General features: G+C 64.0%; 13 protein-coding genes. 4 read left to right on the forward strand and 9 right to left on the reverse strand.

Annotated elements, in window-relative coordinates:
* Positions 1-54: 54 nt before the first annotated feature.
* The 4 genes from H7A76_RS13655 to H7A76_RS13670 form a co-directional block, all read right to left on the reverse strand.
* Positions 55-2,010, reverse strand: a complete 1,956-nt coding sequence (locus H7A76_RS13655) for an acetyl/propionyl/methylcrotonyl-CoA carboxylase subunit alpha (protein WP_185698976.1) — start codon at positions 2,008-2,010, stop codon at positions 55-57.
* Positions 2,010-2,825, reverse strand: a complete 816-nt coding sequence (locus H7A76_RS13660) for a gamma-carboxygeranoyl-CoA hydratase (RefSeq protein WP_185698977.1) — start codon at positions 2,823-2,825, stop codon at positions 2,010-2,012. The genes H7A76_RS13655 and H7A76_RS13660 overlap by 1 nt, the downstream gene beginning before the upstream one ends.
* Before the next feature lie 17 nt (positions 2,826-2,842).
* Complete coding sequence (locus H7A76_RS13665; RefSeq protein WP_185698978.1) at positions 2,843-4,450, reverse strand: carboxyl transferase domain-containing protein; 1,608 nt, start codon at positions 4,448-4,450, stop codon at positions 2,843-2,845.
* 116 nt (positions 4,451-4,566) lie between these two features.
* A complete protein-coding gene (locus H7A76_RS13670) occupies positions 4,567-5,730 on the reverse strand; it encodes an isovaleryl-CoA dehydrogenase (protein ID WP_022639680.1) in 1,164 nt (387 codons plus the stop codon).
* A 228-nt stretch (positions 5,731-5,958) separates the two neighbouring features.
* Between H7A76_RS13670 and H7A76_RS13675 the strand changes: the two genes are divergently transcribed.
* Positions 5,959-7,662 carry an AMP-binding protein gene (locus H7A76_RS13675; protein ID WP_185698979.1) on the forward strand — a complete coding sequence of 568 codons (1,704 nt, stop codon included), beginning with the start codon at positions 5,959-5,961 and terminating at the stop codon, positions 7,660-7,662.
* 619 nt (positions 7,663-8,281) lie between these two features.
* Here H7A76_RS13675 and H7A76_RS13680 read toward each other — a convergent pair.
* The 3 genes from H7A76_RS13680 to H7A76_RS13690 all read right to left on the reverse strand — a co-directional run bounded on the left by H7A76_RS13680 (position 8,282) and on the right by H7A76_RS13690 (position 10,709).
* The gene (locus H7A76_RS13680; RefSeq protein ID WP_185698980.1) at positions 8,282-9,181 is read right to left on the reverse strand and encodes a hydroxymethylglutaryl-CoA lyase; all 900 of its coding nucleotides are present in this window, start codon (positions 9,179-9,181) and stop codon (positions 8,282-8,284) included.
* A 59-nt stretch (positions 9,182-9,240) separates the two neighbouring features.
* Positions 9,241-9,645: a MerR family transcriptional regulator gene (locus tag H7A76_RS13685; protein ID WP_185698981.1), complete on the reverse strand. Its 405-nt coding sequence runs from the start codon at positions 9,643-9,645 to the stop codon at positions 9,241-9,243.
* A 128-nt stretch (positions 9,646-9,773) separates the two neighbouring features.
* Entirely contained in the window at positions 9,774-10,709 is a 936-nt protein-coding gene (locus H7A76_RS13690; RefSeq protein WP_085598502.1) for a LysR family transcriptional regulator, read from the reverse strand.
* A 201-nt stretch (positions 10,710-10,910) separates the two neighbouring features.
* Here H7A76_RS13690 and H7A76_RS13695 point away from each other — a divergent pair, with 201 nt between their 5' ends.
* On the forward strand, positions 10,911-12,143 hold the full coding sequence (locus tag H7A76_RS13695; protein WP_185698982.1) for an acyl-CoA dehydrogenase: 1,233 nt from the start codon (positions 10,911-10,913) through the stop codon (positions 12,141-12,143).
* Positions 12,144-12,194: 51 nt separating this feature from the next.
* Here the strand turns inward: H7A76_RS13695 and H7A76_RS13700 are convergent, their stop codons facing one another.
* Positions 12,195-13,577, reverse strand: a complete 1,383-nt coding sequence (locus tag H7A76_RS13700) for a substrate-binding domain-containing protein (protein WP_185698983.1) — start codon at positions 13,575-13,577, stop codon at positions 12,195-12,197.
* 293 nt (positions 13,578-13,870) lie between these two features.
* Between H7A76_RS13700 and H7A76_RS13705 the strand changes: the two genes are divergently transcribed.
* A complete protein-coding gene (locus H7A76_RS13705) occupies positions 13,871-14,203 on the forward strand; it encodes a YegP family protein (RefSeq protein ID WP_185698984.1) in 333 nt (110 codons plus the stop codon).
* Positions 14,204-14,251: 48 nt separating this feature from the next.
* Here H7A76_RS13705 and xthA read toward each other — a convergent pair whose 3' ends face one another.
* Positions 14,252-15,064: an exodeoxyribonuclease III gene (gene xthA / locus H7A76_RS13710; protein WP_185698985.1), complete on the reverse strand. Its 813-nt coding sequence runs from the start codon at positions 15,062-15,064 to the stop codon at positions 14,252-14,254.
* 173 nt (positions 15,065-15,237) lie between these two features.
* On the opposite strand from xthA, the gene H7A76_RS13715 reads away from it, so the two are divergent.
* Positions 15,238-15,888, forward strand: a complete 651-nt coding sequence (locus H7A76_RS13715; protein WP_185698986.1) for a GNAT family N-acetyltransferase — start codon at positions 15,238-15,240, stop codon at positions 15,886-15,888.
* Positions 15,889-15,914: the final 26 nt, after the last annotated feature.

Consider the following 15,914-nt stretch of genomic DNA (forward strand, 5'->3'; position numbering starts at 1 on the left):
GCTGCGTGTGGGCCGCAGCGTTCACGCAGCCCGCCTGGCGGCGGGCCTTGCTCATCAGGCTGGCTGTTCCAGCTCCACCAGCGCACTGCCTTCGCTGACCATCTCGCCTTCCTGGCAATACAGCGCCTTGACGATACCGGCGTGGGGCGCGCGGATGCTGTGTTCCATCTTCATGGCCTCGAGCACCACCAGTTGCGCGCCGGCTTCGACGCTTTGCCCGACGTCCACCAGGACCCGGACAATGCTGCCGTTCATGGGGGCAGTGAGGCCGCCGTGCTGGCTGTGGCTGGCGTCGGCCGCGGCGATCGGGTCGTAGGCCGTGACGCTGTGCATCTCGCCCTGCCAGTGCAGGTAGAGGGTGTCGCCACGACGGATGGCCCGGTGCTCGCGGCGCACGCCTTGGCGCTCCACCAGCAGGCGTTCACCCTGCAAGCGGTAGTCGACGCCAAGGGTCTGCAGGCTGATGGCCCGGTCCTGGCCGTCGGCGCTCAGGTGCAGGGTGACCTGCGCCGGCAAGCCGCTGCGCCAGCCATCGACCGCCGCCCAGGGCGAATGCGGATCGTCCTGGCGCTCGCGCCGCGCCAGGCTCTGGCTGTAGGCCTGGGCCGCCGCCTGCCAGAAGTCCTCGTCCAGCTCGCGGGCCGCCGGCAGCAGTTGCTCCTGGTAGCGTGGAATGAAGCCGGTATCCAGTTGGGCCTCGGCGAAGGCCGGGTGGGCGATGATCCGGCGCAGGAACGCCAGGTTGGTCTTCAGGCCGCCGATGGCGAACTCATCGAGCATGCTCAGCAGGCGCTGGCGAGCCTGTTCCCGGTCCTCGCCCCAGGCGATCAGCTTGCCCAGCATCGGGTCGTAGAACGGCGATACGCTGTCGCCTTCCTCGACGCCGCTGTCCACGCGCCGGCCAGGGCCACTGGCGGACTCACGATACAGCTCCAGGCGGCCGGTGGCCGGCAGGAAGTCGTTGCCCGGGTCCTCGGCGTACAGACGCACTTCGATGGCATGGCCCAGCAGGGGTACCTGGTCCTGGGTCATGGGCAGGGTTTCGCCACGGGCCACGCGGATCTGCCAGGCCACCAGGTCCAGGCCGGTGATGGCTTCGGTGACCGGGTGTTCCACCTGCAGGCGGGTGTTCATCTCCATGAAGAAGAATTCACCGCGGGCGTCGAGCAGGAATTCCACGGTGCCGGCGCCGACGTAGCCGATGGCCTGGGCCGCCCGTACCGCGGCTTCGCCCATGGCCTTGCGCAGCTCGGCGCTCAAGCCGGGAGCCGGGGCTTCTTCCACCACTTTCTGGTGGCGGCGCTGGATCGAGCAGTCGCGCTCGTTGAGGTACAGGCAGTTGCCGTGCTGGTCGGCAAAGACCTGGATCTCCACGTGCCGTGGCTTGAGCAGGTATTTTTCCACCAGCATCCGCGAATCGCCGAACGACGACTGTGCTTCACGCTGGGCCGAGGCCAGTGCTTCGGCCAGCTGGCTGACGTCCTCCACCACCTTCATGCCCTTGCCGCCGCCACCGGCGGTGGCCTTGAGCAGCACCGGATAGCCGATGCGCTCGGCGGCGCTGCGGAAGGTTTCCAGGTCCTGGGCCTCGCCGTGGTAGCCCGGCACCAGCGGTACACCGGCGGTTTCCATCAGGGCCTTGGCCGCCGACTTGCTGCCCATGGCGTCGATGGCCGAAGCCGGTGGGCCGAGGAAGATCAGCCCGGCGGCCTCGATGGCCCGGGCGAAACCGGCGTTCTCGGAAAGAAAGCCATAACCGGGGTGGATGGCCTGGGCGCCGCTGGCCTTGGCGGCGGCGATCAGCTTGTCGATCTGCAGGTAGCTTTCGCTGGCCTTGCTGCCGCCCAGGTCCACGCGGATATCCGCTTCACGGCTGTGGCGGGCATCGCGGTCGGTGGCGCTGTGCACGGCCACGGTGGTCAGGCCCAGGGCCTTGGCGGTGCGCATCACGCGGCAGGCGATCTCGCCGCGGTTGGCCACCAGCAGGGTATCTAGGATCGGCGCGCTCATCAGCGGGACTCCTTGGTCGTGGTCTCGGTCTGCCAGCTGGGTGGGCGTTTTTCCAGGAACGCCCGCAGGCCTTCCTGCCCTTCGGGACTGACGCGGATCCGCGCGATTGCATTTTCGCAGTAGCGGCGCAGGGCGGTGGTCAGGGCGCCGTTGCCCACTTCGCGCAACAGGTCCTTGCTGGCACGCATGGCCTGGGGGCTGTTGAGCAGCAGGTTGTCGATCCAGCGGGTGACGTGCTGTTCCAGCTCTGCCGCCGGGTAGCTCTCGGCCAGCAGGCCGATGTCCCGCGCACGCGGACCGTCGAAGCGCTCGGCGGTCAAGGCATAGCGCCGGGCAGCGCGTTCGCCGATGGCCTGGACCACGAACGGGCTGATCACCGCCGGGGCCAGGCCAATGCGCACTTCCGACAAACAGAATTGTGCGTCGTCGCTGGCGATGGCCATGTCGCAGCAGCTGATCAGGCCCAGGGCACCGCCGAAGGCCGCGCCTTGCACCACCGCCAGGGTCGGGATCTTCAGCTTGGCCAGGTTGTACATCAACTCCGCCAGTTCCCGGGCGTCGTCGAGGTTGGTGTTGTAGTCCAGTTCGGCCGACTGCTGCATCCAGGCCAGGTCGGCGCCGGCGCTGAAATGCCGGCCACGACCGCGCAACAGCAAGAAGCGCAGGTTGGGGTCGCCTTGCACCTGGTCCAGGGCCAGGATCAGCTCGCGGATCATCTCGGCGTTGAAGGCGTTGTTCTTTTCTTCACGGCTGAGCCACAAGGTGGCGAAGCCACGAGGGTCGCGCAGCAGTTCCAGGGTATTGAAATCGCTCATGATCTTCTCGCGCAGGATTACATGCGGAACACGCCGAAACGGCTCTGTTCGATAGGGGCGTTGAGGGATGCGGACAACGCCAGGGCCAGCACCTCGCGGGTCTGCGCCGGGTCGATGACGCCGTCGTCCCACAGCCGTGCGCTGGAGTAGTAGGGGTGTCCCTGGTGCTCGTACTGGTCGAGGATCGGTTGCTTGATCTGGGCTTCCTGGGTCGCGTCGAGCCCCTGTCCGCTGCGTTCCGCCTGCTCGCGCTTGACCTGTACCAGCACGCCGGCGGCCTGCTCGGCGCCCATCACGCCGATCCGCGCGTTGGGCCACATCCACAAGAAGCGTGGATCGTAGGCGCGGCCGCACATGCCGTAGTTACCGGCACCGAAGCTGCCCCCGATGATCACGGTGAATTTCGGCACCTGGGCGCACGCCACCGCCGTCACCAGCTTGGCGCCATGCTTGGCGATGCCGCCGGCCTCGTATTTCTGCCCCACCATGAAGCCGGTGATGTTCTGCAGGAACAGCAACGGGATGCCGCGCTGGCACGCCAGTTCGATGAAGTGGGCGCCTTTTTGCGCCGCCTCGGCGAACAGGATGCCGTTGTTGGCCAGGATCGCCACCGGGTAGCCGTGCAGGTGGGCGAAGCCGCATACCAGGGTGGTGCCGAACAGCGCCTTGAATTCATCGAACAACGAACCGTCCACCAGGCGCGCGATGACTTCGCGCACGTCGAACGGCTGTTTGGGATCGGCCGGCACCACGCCATACAGCTCATCCCGAGCATACAGCGGGGCGATCGGCGTGCGTTGCTGCAACTGGCCCTGCTTGTGCCAGTTGAGGTTGGCCACGCTACGGCGCGCCAGGGCCAGGGCGTGCTCATCGCTCTCGGCATAGTGGTCGGCCACCCCGGAAACCTTGCAGTGCACGTCGGCACCGCCCAGGTCCTCGGCGCTCACCACCTCGCCGGTGGCGGCCTTCACCAGCGGCGGGCCGGCGAGGAAGATAGTGGCTTGCTCGCGGACCATGATCGCTTCGTCGGCCATGGCCGGTACGTAGGCGCCGCCGGCGGTGCAGGAGCCCATGACCACGGCGATCTGCGGGATGCCCTGGGCGCTCATGTTGGCCTGGTTGAAGAAGATCCGTCCGAAGTGCTCGCGATCCGGGAACACTTCGTCCTGGCGGGGCAGGTTGGCGCCGCCGGAGTCCACCAGGTAGATGCACGGCAGGCGATTCTGCAGGGCGATGGTCTGCGCGCGCAGGTGCTTTTTCACCGTCAGCGGGTAATAGGAGCCGCCTTTGACCGTGGCATCGTTGGCCACGATCATGCACTCCACGCCTTCCACCCGGCCGATGCCGGCGATCACCCCGGCGGCGGGCACGTCTTCGCCGTAGACCTCGTAGGCCGCCAGCGGGCTGATCTCCAGGAACGGCGAACCCGGGTCGAGCAGGCGGTTGATCCGCTCGCGGGGCAGCAGCTTGCCGCGCGAGGTATGGCGTTCCTGGGCCTTGGCGCCGCCGCCTTGCTGGACCTGGGCCAGCAAGGTATGCAGGGCGTCGACCTGGGCCGCCATGGCGCTCCAGTTCTGCGCGAACTCTGGTGATTTAGTGTTCAACTGTGACTTCAGGATCATCATGACTCCTCACGCAGAATCAAGCCTCAAGCTTCAAGCTGCAAGAATGTTCAGTGTTGTGGCTGCAAGCGCGCATCGCTGTTTGTCTTGCTGCTTGTAGCTTTCTGCTTGAAGCTGCTTCAGCGGGTTTCGTTGAACAGTTCGCGGCCGATCAGCATGCGGCGGATTTCGCTGGTGCCGGCACCGATCTCGTAGAGCTTGGCGTCGCGCAGCAGGCGGCCGGCCGGGAATTCGTTGATGTAGCCGTTGCCACCCAGGATCTGGATCGCATCCAGGGCCATCTGGGTCGCACGTTCGGCGGAGTAGAGGATCACCCCGGCGGCATCCTTGCGGGTGGTCTCGCCACGCTCGCAAGCCTGGGCCACGGCGTACAGGTAGGCGCGGCTGGCGTTGAGCTGGGTGTACATGTCGGCGATCTTGCCCTGGATCAGCTGGAACTCGCCGATGCTCTGGCCGAATTGCTTGCGGTCGTGGATGTAGGGCACCACCAGGTCCATGCAGGCCTGCATGATCCCGGTCGGGCCGCCGGAGAGCACCACGCGCTCGTAGTCCAGGCCGCTCATCAGGACCCGCACGCCGCCGTTGACTGCACCCAGTACGTTCTCTTCCGGCACTTCGACGTCATCGAAGAACAGCTCGCAGGTGTTGGAGCCGCGCATGCCCAGCTTGTCGAACTTGTTGCTGCGGCTGAAACCTTTCCAGTCACGCTCGACGATGAACGCGGTGATGCCGTGGGGACCCTTTTCCAGGTCGGTCTTGGCATAGATCACATAGGTGTTGGCGTCGGGGCCGTTGGTGATCCAGGTCTTGCTGCCGTTGAGTACGAAGCGGTCGCCGCGCTTGTCGGCGCGCAGCTTCATCGACACCACGTCGGAGCCGGCGTTGGGTTCGCTCATGGCCAGGGCGCCGATGTGCTCGCCGCTGATCAACTTGGGCAGGTACTTGCTCTTTTGCTCATGGTTGCCGTTGCGGTTGATCTGGTTGACGCACAGGTTGGAGTGGGCGCCGTAGGACAGGGCCACCGAGGCCGAGCCGCGGCTGATTTCTTCCATGGCCACCACATGGGCCAGGTAGCCCAGGCCGGCACCGCCGTATTCTTCCGGCACGGTGATGCCCAACAGGCCCATGTCGCCGAACTTGCGCCACATGTCGGCAGGGAACAGGTTATCGGCGTCGATCTGTGCCGCCCGGGGCGCCAGCTCCGCCTTGACGAAGGCCTGGACCTGTTGGCGCAGCATGTCGATGGTTTCACCGAGGGCGAAGTTCAGGGTCGGGTAACTCATGGCGGGGCACCTTCAAAATTTGTTTTTGTCGAGGGAACGAGACGCGGAGAGCAGGCGGCCTGGCTCTCACCTTTACGTTAACGTAAACCTGCGTCGAATGGCTGTCAATCGCCCTTTACGTAAACGTCAACTTGCGCCAGAGTAATCGGGCTTTCGCTTGGAGCCTGGCTTGTTCGCGCCATCGGCCTGGCTCCTGAACACCCACTAATAAAGACAATAGGGGGCGTCATGGAACACTCGGGTTCCCAGCCGGATCGCAGCTATACCCGTGGCACGCAAGACCGCGCCTTGCTGGCGCAGACCATTGGCCAGGCCTTCGACAGCACCGTCGCCGCCCATCCCCAGGGCGAGGCACTGGTGGTCCACCACCAGCAGTTGCGCTACACCTGGCAGCAACTACGCGAGACGGTCGACCTGCATGCCCGGGCCATGCTGGCCCTGGGGCTCAAGACCGGCGACCGCTTGGGGATCTGGGCCCCCAATTGTGCCCAGTGGTGCATTGCCCAGTTCGCCAGCGCCAAGATCGGCGTGATCCTGGTGAACATCAACCCGGCTTATCGCGCCGCCGAACTGGAGTACGTGCTCAAGCAGTCCGGCTGCCAATGGCTGATCTGCGCCGGGGCCTTCAAGACGTCCGATTACCACGGCATGCTCCAGGGGTTGCTGCCGGAGCTGGCCGAACAGTCCATTGGCCAGTTGCACAGCCAGCTGCTGCCGGAGTTGCGTGGGGTGATCAGCCTGGACGCCCGGCCACCGTCGGGCTTCCTGCCGTGGTCGCAGCTCGGCGACCTGGCCGCCGGCGCCAGCGCCGAGCAGTTGCAGGCCCGCCAGGACAGCCTGGATTTCGATCAGCCAGTGAATATCCAGTACACCTCGGGCACCACCGGCTTCCCCAAGGGCGCGACCCTGAGCCACTACAACATTCTCAACAACGGCTACATGGTCGGTGAAAGCCTGGGCCTCACCGCCGCCGATCGGCTGGTGATCCCGGTGCCCTTGTATCACTGCTTCGGCATGGTCATGGGCAACCTGGGTTGCATCACCCACGGCAGCACCATGATCTATCCTAACGATGCCTTCGACCCGCTGCTGACCCTGGGGGCCGTGGCCAAGGAGCGGGCCACCGCGCTGTATGGCGTGCCCACCATGTTCATCGCGATGCTCGACCAGCCCCGGCGCCACGAGTTCGACCTGTCGAGCCTGCGCACCGGGATCATGGCTGGCGCCACCTGTCCGATCGAAGTGATGCGCCGGGTGATCAGCGAGATGCACATGAGCGAGGTGCAGATCGCCTATGGCATGACCGAGACCAGTCCGGTTTCACTGCAGACCGGCCCGGACGACGAGCTGGAACTGCGGGTGACCACCGTGGGGCGGACCCAGCCGCACCTGGAAAGCAAGATCATCGATGAGGCCGGCAATGTGTTGCCGCGTGGCGCCATTGGCGAGCTCTGCACCCGGGGCTATAGCGTGATGCTCGGCTACTGGAACAATCCCGAAAGTACCCGCGAGTCCATCGACCCGGCGGGCTGGATGCACACCGGCGACCTGGCGACGATGGACGAGCGGGGGTACGTGCGTATTGCCGGGCGCAACAAGGACATGATCATCCGCGGTGGCGAGAACATCTATCCGCGGGAGCTGGAGGAGTTCTTCTTCACTCATCCTGCGGTGGCCGATGTACAGGTGGTGGGGGTGCCATGTGCCCGTTATGGCGAGGAGATCGTGGCCTGGATCAAGTTCCATCCCGGACACACGGCCAACGAGCTGGAGTTGCAGGCCTGGTGCAAGGAGCGCATCGCGCACTTCAAGACGCCTCGTTACTTCAAGTTCGTCGAGGAGTTCCCGATGACCGTCACCGGCAAGATCCAGAAATTCCGCATGCGGGAAATCAGCACCGAAGAACTGCGCGAGCATCTGGGCAGGGGCTGATCGTCTTGGGGCGTGCATCGGTCCCGGTGCACGCAGCTGGGGCGGGCAGGGTGCAAAACACGAAAGTCAGGAAGCACAAAGGGGAGCCGAGGCTCCCCTTTAATTTGTCGTTGCGTGCTCTTTTTTATTATTGAGGGGCGGCCTGTTGTTGTTTTTGTCGACCGTGGCCCTTTACCGCTGTTTTGGGCGACCCCCATCCGGGATCAAGAGCAAACGTATTTTTTTGAGCGCTGATCCAATGTGTCGCCAGGGCGATCCAACCGGTTCGGGAGCTACCTCGAGGGTAGTTTTATTGTTCTCTGACCGATTGCGGATGGCTCTTGCAAGCCGTCCCGCACAGTGCACCTTCTCCAAAAAAATCTGTTAGCTGCGTCTCTGCCGTGTTGTTCTTGTTATGTCAGAGTCGTTTCGTCTTATTTTTATTAGGTTTGCAGCTTTTTATTCTTGTTATGCCATAGAGATAGCAGAAGCTGTGCCAACTTTTTAAAACCCTTTAAAATCAATGGCTTGATCATTTTGTAGGACAAGCTGCTCCGCAAAAAAATCAACAAACTGTTTCCGTGTTACTCGTTTCCGCCCCATTCCAGAGCGGTCGGTAACACACCGGCGCACACTTTGCTCAGCCGGCGCTACGTGCCTTGGCCACCCGCGAGCCGGTGGCCCGGCCCAGCACTTCGCTGATGCGGTTACCGGCGGCGATCAGGCGGTCCATGTCGATACCGGTGTGGATCCCCAGGCCGTCGAGCAGATACAGCACGTCCTCGGTGGCGACGTTACCGCTGGCGCCCTTGGCATAGGGGCAGCCGCCCAGCCCGGCCACGGAGCTGTCGAATACCGCGATGCCTTCTTGCAGGCTGGCATAGATATTGGCCAGAGCCTGGCCATAGGTGTCGTGGAAGTGCCCGGCCAGCTTGTCCCGTGGGACATTTGCGGCCACTGCCTCGAACATCCGCCGGGTAGCGCCGGCGGTGCCGGTACCTATGGTGTCGCCCAGGGACACTTCGTAGCAGCCCATGGCGTACAGCTCGCGGGCCACCAGGGCCACTTGTCCGGGGGCGATCGATCCTTCATACGGACAGCCCAGCACGCAGGACACATAGCCGCGCACGCTGATGCCGTGCTGCCGGGCGGCCTCCATGATCGGCGCGAAGCGTTCCAGGCTCTCGCTGATGGAGCAATTGATGTTGCGCTGGGAGAAGGCTTCCGAGGCGGCGGCGAACACCGCGACTTCCTTGACCCCGGCCGCCAGGGCATCCTCGAAACCGCGCAGGTTCGGTGCCAGGGCGCCGTAGACCACCCCCGGCTTGCGCTGGATGCGGGCGAACACTTCGGCCGAGCCGGCCATCTGCGGCACCCACTTGGGCGAGACGAAACTGCCGACTTCTATATAGCCCAGGCCGGCCTCGGTCAGGGCGTCCACCAGGCGCACCTTGTCGTCGACGCTGATGGGCTGGGCTTCGTTCTGCAGGCCGTCGCGGGGGCCGACTTCGACCAGGCGTACGTGGCTGGGGAGGGACATGGGGTTCACCTTCTCTCAAGTGATGACGGGGAGCGCTGCGCACCGCATGGTCGCTGGCGTCATTGGGCGGTGTTGTTCTGACTCTGGAGGGTCTGTTGCAGCGCCTGGGTGCAGCGCTCCTCGGCGGTATCCAGTTCCAGTTTCATCTGTTCGATGTCCAGCAGTTGCTGTTCGAGCTGTGCGCGACGCTCGGCGATCTTCGCCAACATGCTGTGCAGTTGCTTGAGGTTGCCGCTGGAGGGGTCGTAGAGCTCGATCAGCTCGCGGCATTCGGCCAGGGAGAAGCCGATGCGCTTGCCCCGCAGGATCAGTTTCAGGCTGACCTTGTCCCGTGGCGAATAGATGCGCTCCTGGCCCCGACGCTCAGGGGCCAGCAGACCCTGCTCCTCATAGAAGCGAATGGCCCGGGTGGTGATGTCGAGCTCGCGGGCGAGGTCGGAAATACTGTAGGTCTGACTGCTCATGGAGACGCTCAAGGGAGGACGTGGCGCTAAGCTAAAGGTAGGTTGACGTATACGTCAAGCAGTGCCCTTGCATCGCCGACCCGCTCCTGGCCGCCAGGCCCGGAAGCGGATCCGCTGGCGGTTCGGGCTCAGACTGCCTGCTGGTCGAGTTTTTTCTCGTGGGCGGCGACCTGCTGGCACAGCTCGATCATCTGCTCGCGCATCCAGCGGTTGGCCGGGTCCTGGTCGGTGCTTTCGTGCCAGTAGAGATGGGTTTCCACTGGCGGCACGTCGTTGACCGGCAGGTTGAAAGCCTGCAAGTCGTGGCGTCTTGCAAAACGCGCCGGCACGGTCATGACCATGTCGGTCTGTTGCAAGACCAGGGAGGCCATCAAGTAATGCTGGGAACGCAGGGCGATCTTGCGCTGGATGCCCATCTTGCCCAGGGCCAGGTCCACATGGCCGAGGCCGCTGCGGCGGCTGGAAATATGGATATGGGTCAGGGACAGGTAGTCGTCCAGGGTGAATTTTTCCTTGCCCGCCAGTGGATGGCCCTTGCGCATGGCGCAGACATAGCGGTCCTCCATGAGCTTGACGTGACGCACCTGGGGGTCGGTGTTGAGCGGTGCATCCACGGCGAAATCCAGGCGCCCGGCCGCCAGTTCCTTGGTGGTTTCCCGGCGCTTGGAGAGAAAGCTCTCGATCGCCACCGTCGGCGCCAGGCGCCGCAGGCGCTGGAACAGCGGCGGCAGGATCACCGCCTCGGTCAGGTCGGTCATGCTGATGCGGTAGGTCTTTACCGCCTGCAGGGGGTTGAAGATCCGGCTCTCCTGGACCGAGACCCGCAGCAGCGAGAGGGCGTTGCGCACCGGCCCGATGATGTTCTGCGCCATGGGAGTCGGCACCATGCCCTGGGCGGTCCGGACGAACAGCGGGTCATTGAAGGTTTCGCGCAGGCGGGCCAGGGCGTTGGACACCGCCGGCTGGGTGATGCCGACGATCTGGCCGGCGCGGGTCAGGTTGGCTTCGGTGTAGATCGCGTCGAAAACGATGAAGAGGTTGAGGTCGACCTTGCTCAGATTCATGGCGCTGCACTCTTGTTGTTGGCCTCGGCGAGGGGCTGTTAGGGCACGTGAGGGGGCGGCTTGGAAGCCAGCAGAATCAGCCGATCATATATCGGTGATGAATGTTAATACACGCCGAGAATAGGCTAGGTAAATTTTCGTAGCTGAACTAGCATCGATTCCAGTCCCTCCACACCCGTTTGCATAGAGGTAGAGCTGCTCATGGAATTCGCCTATTCCCCCAAGGTCCAGGAACTGCGTGAGCGCGTCACCGCGTTCATGGAGGCCTATGTTTATCCGGCTGAAGCGGTTTTCGAGCGCCAGGTTGCCGAAGGCGACCGCTGGCAGCCGACCGCCATCATGGAAGAGCTCAAGCTCAAGGCCCAGGCCGAAGGGTTGTGGAACCTGTTCCTGCCCGAGTCCGAACTGGGGGCCGGGCTGACCAACCTGGAATACGCGCCATTGGCGGAAATCATGGGGCGCTCCATGCTCGGGCCGGAGCCGTTCAACTGCTCGGCCCCCGACACCGGCAACATGGAAGTGCTGGTGCGGTATGCCAATGAGGAGCAGAAGCAGCGCTGGTTGCAACCCTTGCTGCGTGGCGAGATCCGCTCCGCCTTCGCCATGACCGAACCGGACGTGGCGTCGTCCGACGCCACCAACATGGCGGCCCGGGCGGTGCGTGATGGCGACGAGTGGGTGATCAACGGCAAGAAATGGTGGACCTCGGGTGCTTGCGATCCGCGCTGCAAGATCCTGATCTTCATGGGCCTGAGCAACCCGGATGCGCCGCGCCACCAGCAGCACTCGATGATCCTGGTGCCGGTGGATACCCCCGGGGTGAAGATCATCCGCCCGCTGCCGGTGTTCGGTTACGACGACGCGCCTCACGGTCACGCCGAGGTGGTCTTCGACAACGTCCGCGTGCCCTATGAAAACGTGCTGCTGGGCGAGGGGCGGGGCTTCGAGATCGCCCAGGGGCGCCTGGGCCCGGGGCGCATCCACCACTGCATGCGGTCGATCGGCATGGCCGAGCGCGCCCTGGAATTGATGTGCAAGCGTTCGGTGAACCGTACCGCGTTCGGCAAGCCACTGGCGCGGCTGGGGGGTAACATCGACAAGATCGCCGATTCGCGGATGGAGATCGACATGGCGCGCCTGCTGACCCTCAAGGCCGCCTACATGATGGATACCGCCGGTAACAAGGTGGCCAAGAGCGAGATCGCCCAGATCAAGGTGGTGGCACCGAACGTCGCCTTGCGGGTGATCGACCGGGCGATCCAGATCCATGGCGGGGCCGGTGTTTCCAGTGACTTCCCGCTGGCCTACATGTATGCGATGCAGCGTACCCTGCGCCTGGCCGATGGCCCGGATGAAGTGCACCGGGCGGCGATCGGCAAATACGAGATCGGCAAGTACGTGCCTCGGGAACTGATGCGCAGCGGCGGACACTGATAGCCGCTCTGGCAGCCTGTCGATGGGGGCATCGGCAGGCTGTGCATGGGTTCAATAGACCCACACTTCCACTCGCCGGTTCTTGATCCGGCCCTCGTCGAGATCGTTGGTGGCCACCGGCAACTGTGCGCCGAAGCCGCGGATCTCGCGCAACACCACGCCACTCTTCACCAGTTCCCTACGTACCGCCATGGCCCGCAGCTTGGACAGCAGGGCGGCGCGGCCGGGGTCGTCCTTGGCATCGCCGAAGCCGGCCAGGGTTACCTGGCGGGTCATCTTGCCATGCTGGCGCAGGTAGTCCAGGACCCGAGTCAGATCCTGGCGGGCCTTGTTGTCCAGGTTGGCGCTGCCTTCCTCGAAGCGAAAGTTCACGCTCAGGCGCTGGGCCTCCCGGGTCAGTGCCTGGTAAGCCTCGGGCATCTGCGGATTGGGCGCCACGCTCATGGCTTGCACGGTCTGGGCGACGAAGCCGTTGGCGGCCACGATGGCTTGTCCCTTGGCGCTCTGGGCGAAGCTCACCAAGGCCTTGGCCCAGGGGTTCTGGCTGTCGGGCGGCAAGTACAGGTACAGGCGGCGCGACAGCGGATAGTCCTCGGTGGCGATCAGGCTGTTGAGTGGCAGCATCGGTTGCGAATCGCCGTCGACGATGGCCACCGCCTTGGCCTGGCGCACATAGGGCAGGCCGATGAAGCCTATGCCCTGGGGATCCTGGCTGACGGCGTCGGACAGTTGCTCGCTGGATTCGAAACGCTTGGCACCGGGGCTCAGGGCCTTGCCGCGTCGGCCAAGGACCAACTCCCTGAAGGTGTCGTAGGTACCCGACTGGTCATCCCGGGCATACAGGTGCACCGGGCCGCCGATCCCGCCCAGGTCTTCCCAGGTCTTGGTCTCGCCGCTGAACAGTCGCGCCAGTTGCTCGGTGCTCAAGCGGGTCAGCGGGTTGCGTGGGTGGAGGATGATCGCCAGGCCGTCGATGGCGATGACTTGCTCGGCGTCGGGGCTTTTCAGGTCACCGAGGTTCTCCAGTTCCACCAGTTCACTGTCCTTGATGGGCCGTGAGGCGGCGGCCAGGTCGGCTCGGGCACTGTTCAGCGCGGCAAAGCCGGTGCTCGAGCCATGGGCGGCCACCTCCGCCCGGACCTGGCCGCCCTGGGCGGTCTGGCCGATGACCCGTTGCTCGTTGTCCTTGCTGCTGGCCTCGATCCTGATGCCATGCAGGCCCTGTTGTTCCATGAGCCCCTTGACCAGCGCCGGGCCCAGCCGGGCGCCGATGGTGTTGGAACCCTGGATACGCAGCACTGCGGTGTCGTCCGCCGCCAGGGGCAGGGCGGCGAATACCGACCAGGGTAGGGAATAACAAATGAAACCGATCAGGAACAGGCTGATGGTCCGGCACCAGATGTCTCGTTCACTGGCGGAGAAAACGCGGGGCATGGGGCACTGGCCTTCTATATAGAGGAAGAGGTAAGTGCCGGCGAGATTAAGTCAGGGAGATGACAGGCCTGTGACGAAGGACGCGTATCATCGTTAGATAGCGAAAGTCCTACGTCATAAATAGCTGTTTTCTCTAGATTTTTTGAGATTTTTCCTAAAGACCAGCCTTTGGGGCCTGCGTAGAGTGGACAACTTTGTCTGTAGGGGATTGGGGCGACTGCCAACGCGTTATCCCCGCAGATGCCCCGGCAGCGTGGAGCTGCCAGTTCTCGTGACTTTCAAAGGAGTTGCAGATGAGTGCCTGGTTTGAACTGAAGCAGTATGGCAGTGGTGCGTGCAGATTCTTGCTCAAGACAGAGGAGGCGCAGACCATGCTTCAAAGCGACCGCTACCCTTGCCGGGACAGTGCCGAGGCAGCCCTCGCACTGTTCCGCGCACACTGCGCCTCTCCCGAGCGCTACGTCAAGAAAATTTCGTCGGGCGGCAAGCCCTATTTCAAGCTCAAGTCCGGCAGTGAGGTGATCCTCGTCAGCCATCTTTACGATTCGCAAGAGGCCCTGGAGAGAGCCATCGGCGAGATTGCCAGCGCCGGCACCACGGACCGCATCCAGCGCGTCCAGCTCTAAGCGGCAGAAAGAAGCCCATCGTCAGATGGGCTTTTTCGTGCCTGGCGATCAGCTCAATTCGAGCCAGATCGGCGCATGGTCCGAAGGTTTCTCCATGCCCCGCAGTTCATAGTCGACCCCGGCAGCCTTGACCCGCGGCAGCAGGCCACGGGACGCCAGGATCAGGTCGATGCGCAGGCCACGCTTGGGTTCGTCCTCGAAGCCACGGCTGCGGTAGTCGAACCAGCTGAAGCGGTCGTTCACCTCGGGATTCAGGTGGCGGAAGCTGTCCACCAGGCCCCAGTTCTTCAGGCGTGCCATCCACTCGCGTTCTTCCGGCAGGAAGCTGCACTTGCCGGTCTTGAGCCAGCGCTTGGCGTTGTCGGCGCCGATGCCGATGTCGCAGTCTTCCGGGGAAATGTTCACATCACCCATGACCACCAGGGGCTGGTCGTTGCTGAAGCGGCTTTCCAGCAACTGTTGCAGGTCACTGTAGAAGCGTTGCTTGGCCGGGAACTTGGTAGGGTGGTCGCGGCTTTCGCCCTGGGGGAAATAGCCGTTCATGATGGTCACCGGCGTGCCGTCGGCGTCGGCGAAAGTGCCCCAGATGAAGCGGCGCTGGGCGTCTTCGTCATCGCCGTCGAAGCCCTTGTGCAGGGCCAGCGGCGCCTGGCGCGAGAGCAAGGCGACGCCGTAGTGGCTTTTCTGGCCGTGGTAGTGCACGTGATACCCCAGGGCCTGGACCTCGGCGAGGGGAAACTGCTCGTCGGCGACCTTGGTTTCCTGCAGGCCGATCACATCCGGCTGGTGCTTGTCGATCAGCGCCGCCAGCTGATGGGGGCGGGCGCGCAGCCCGTTGATATTGAACGAGACGATCTTCATGGTCGGCGGTCCTGGCAAAACAGCGATGCTAGCTGACAACGCCTGGGTCGACCAGCGTGGCAGTGCCGCCGATGCGCTGCTAATGTCCTTGGGCGCGGGAACGTTCAGCGGCGCGCCAGGTTCGTAATACAAGAGCGCGACCTTTCGAGCCGCGCCAGGGAGGAGTGACCGTCATGCCCGAGGCCAGCAATGCCATCGCCGATATCCACATGCTCGACAGCGGGTATTCCCGCGAAGCGCGGTCGCTGTTGTACCAGGCCTATCGCCACGAACCGACCTTCGGTTTCATCTTCGAGTCCGAGCGCCCCGGCTACGAGCAACGGGTGCGGGCCACGGTGCGCGAGCTGGTCAAGCAACACTTCTTGCAGGAGCTGCCTGCCATCGGCTTGCTGGTCAACGACCGGCTGATCGGCATCGCGCTGATCGCGCCGCCCCAGCGCCGGCTGGGCATCACCGAAAGTTGGGCCTGGCGGCTGCGCATGGTGTTGAGCACGGGCTTTCGCTGTACCCGGCGCTACCTGGAATACCATGACGCGGTGCAAGCCTGCCTGCCCAGCGATGCCCTGCATGTATTGCCACTGTTGGGCGTGCATCCGCAGTTCCAGGGCCAGCATTTTGGCGAACAGTTGCTGGAGGCGGTGCACAACTGGTGTGCGGTGGACGCCAACTCCCAGGGCGTGGTGCTCGATACCGGCAACCCGCGCTATCTCGCGTTCTACCAGCGCCAGGGTTATGCAGAGATCGGCGAGGTGGCGATAGGGCCGGTCCGCGAGCATGTGTTTTTCCATCCCAATCCACAGCGCTTACAAAGCGCAACAGGCTGAATCGAACTTTCCCCGTCCTCGAGCGC

The sequence above is a fragment of the Pseudomonas sp. MSSRFD41 genome, assembly GCF_014230245.1.
In the GTDB taxonomy this organism is placed as follows: Bacteria; Pseudomonadota; Gammaproteobacteria; order Pseudomonadales; family Pseudomonadaceae; genus Aquipseudomonas; species Aquipseudomonas piscis.

Bases quoted from the DNA above. Each gene is read 5' to 3' on its own strand.
- H7A76_RS13695 (WP_185698982.1), top strand. From the start codon at position 10,911: ATGGAATTCGCCTATTCCCCCAAGGTCCAGGAACTGCGTGAGCGCGTC.
- H7A76_RS13705 (WP_185698984.1), top strand. From the start codon at position 13,871: ATGAGTGCCTGGTTTGAACTGAAGCAGTATGGCAGTGGTGCGTGCAGA.
- H7A76_RS13670 (WP_022639680.1), bottom strand. From the start codon at position 5,730: ATGAGTTACCCGACCCTGAACTTCGCCCTCGGTGAAACCATCGACATG.
- H7A76_RS13680 (WP_185698980.1), bottom strand. From the start codon at position 9,181: ATGTCCCTCCCCAGCCACGTACGCCTGGTCGAAGTCGGCCCCCGCGAC.
- H7A76_RS13660 (WP_185698977.1), bottom strand. From the start codon at position 2,825: ATGAGCGATTTCAATACCCTGGAACTGCTGCGCGACCCTCGTGGCTTC.
- xthA (WP_185698985.1), bottom strand. From the start codon at position 15,064: ATGAAGATCGTCTCGTTCAATATCAACGGGCTGCGCGCCCGCCCCCAT.
- H7A76_RS13655 (WP_185698976.1), bottom strand. From the start codon at position 2,010: ATGAGCGCGCCGATCCTAGATACCCTGCTGGTGGCCAACCGCGGCGAG.
- H7A76_RS13715 (WP_185698986.1), top strand. From the start codon at position 15,238: ATGCCCGAGGCCAGCAATGCCATCGCCGATATCCACATGCTCGACAGC.
- H7A76_RS13675 (WP_185698979.1), top strand. From the start codon at position 5,959: ATGGAACACTCGGGTTCCCAGCCGGATCGCAGCTATACCCGTGGCACG.
- H7A76_RS13665 (WP_185698978.1), bottom strand. From the start codon at position 4,450: ATGATGATCCTGAAGTCACAGTTGAACACTAAATCACCAGAGTTCGCG.
- H7A76_RS13690 (WP_085598502.1), bottom strand. From the start codon at position 10,709: ATGAATCTGAGCAAGGTCGACCTCAACCTCTTCATCGTTTTCGACGCG.
- H7A76_RS13685 (WP_185698981.1), bottom strand. From the start codon at position 9,645: ATGAGCAGTCAGACCTACAGTATTTCCGACCTCGCCCGCGAGCTCGAC.
- H7A76_RS13700 (WP_185698983.1), bottom strand. From the start codon at position 13,577: ATGCCCCGCGTTTTCTCCGCCAGTGAACGAGACATCTGGTGCCGGACC.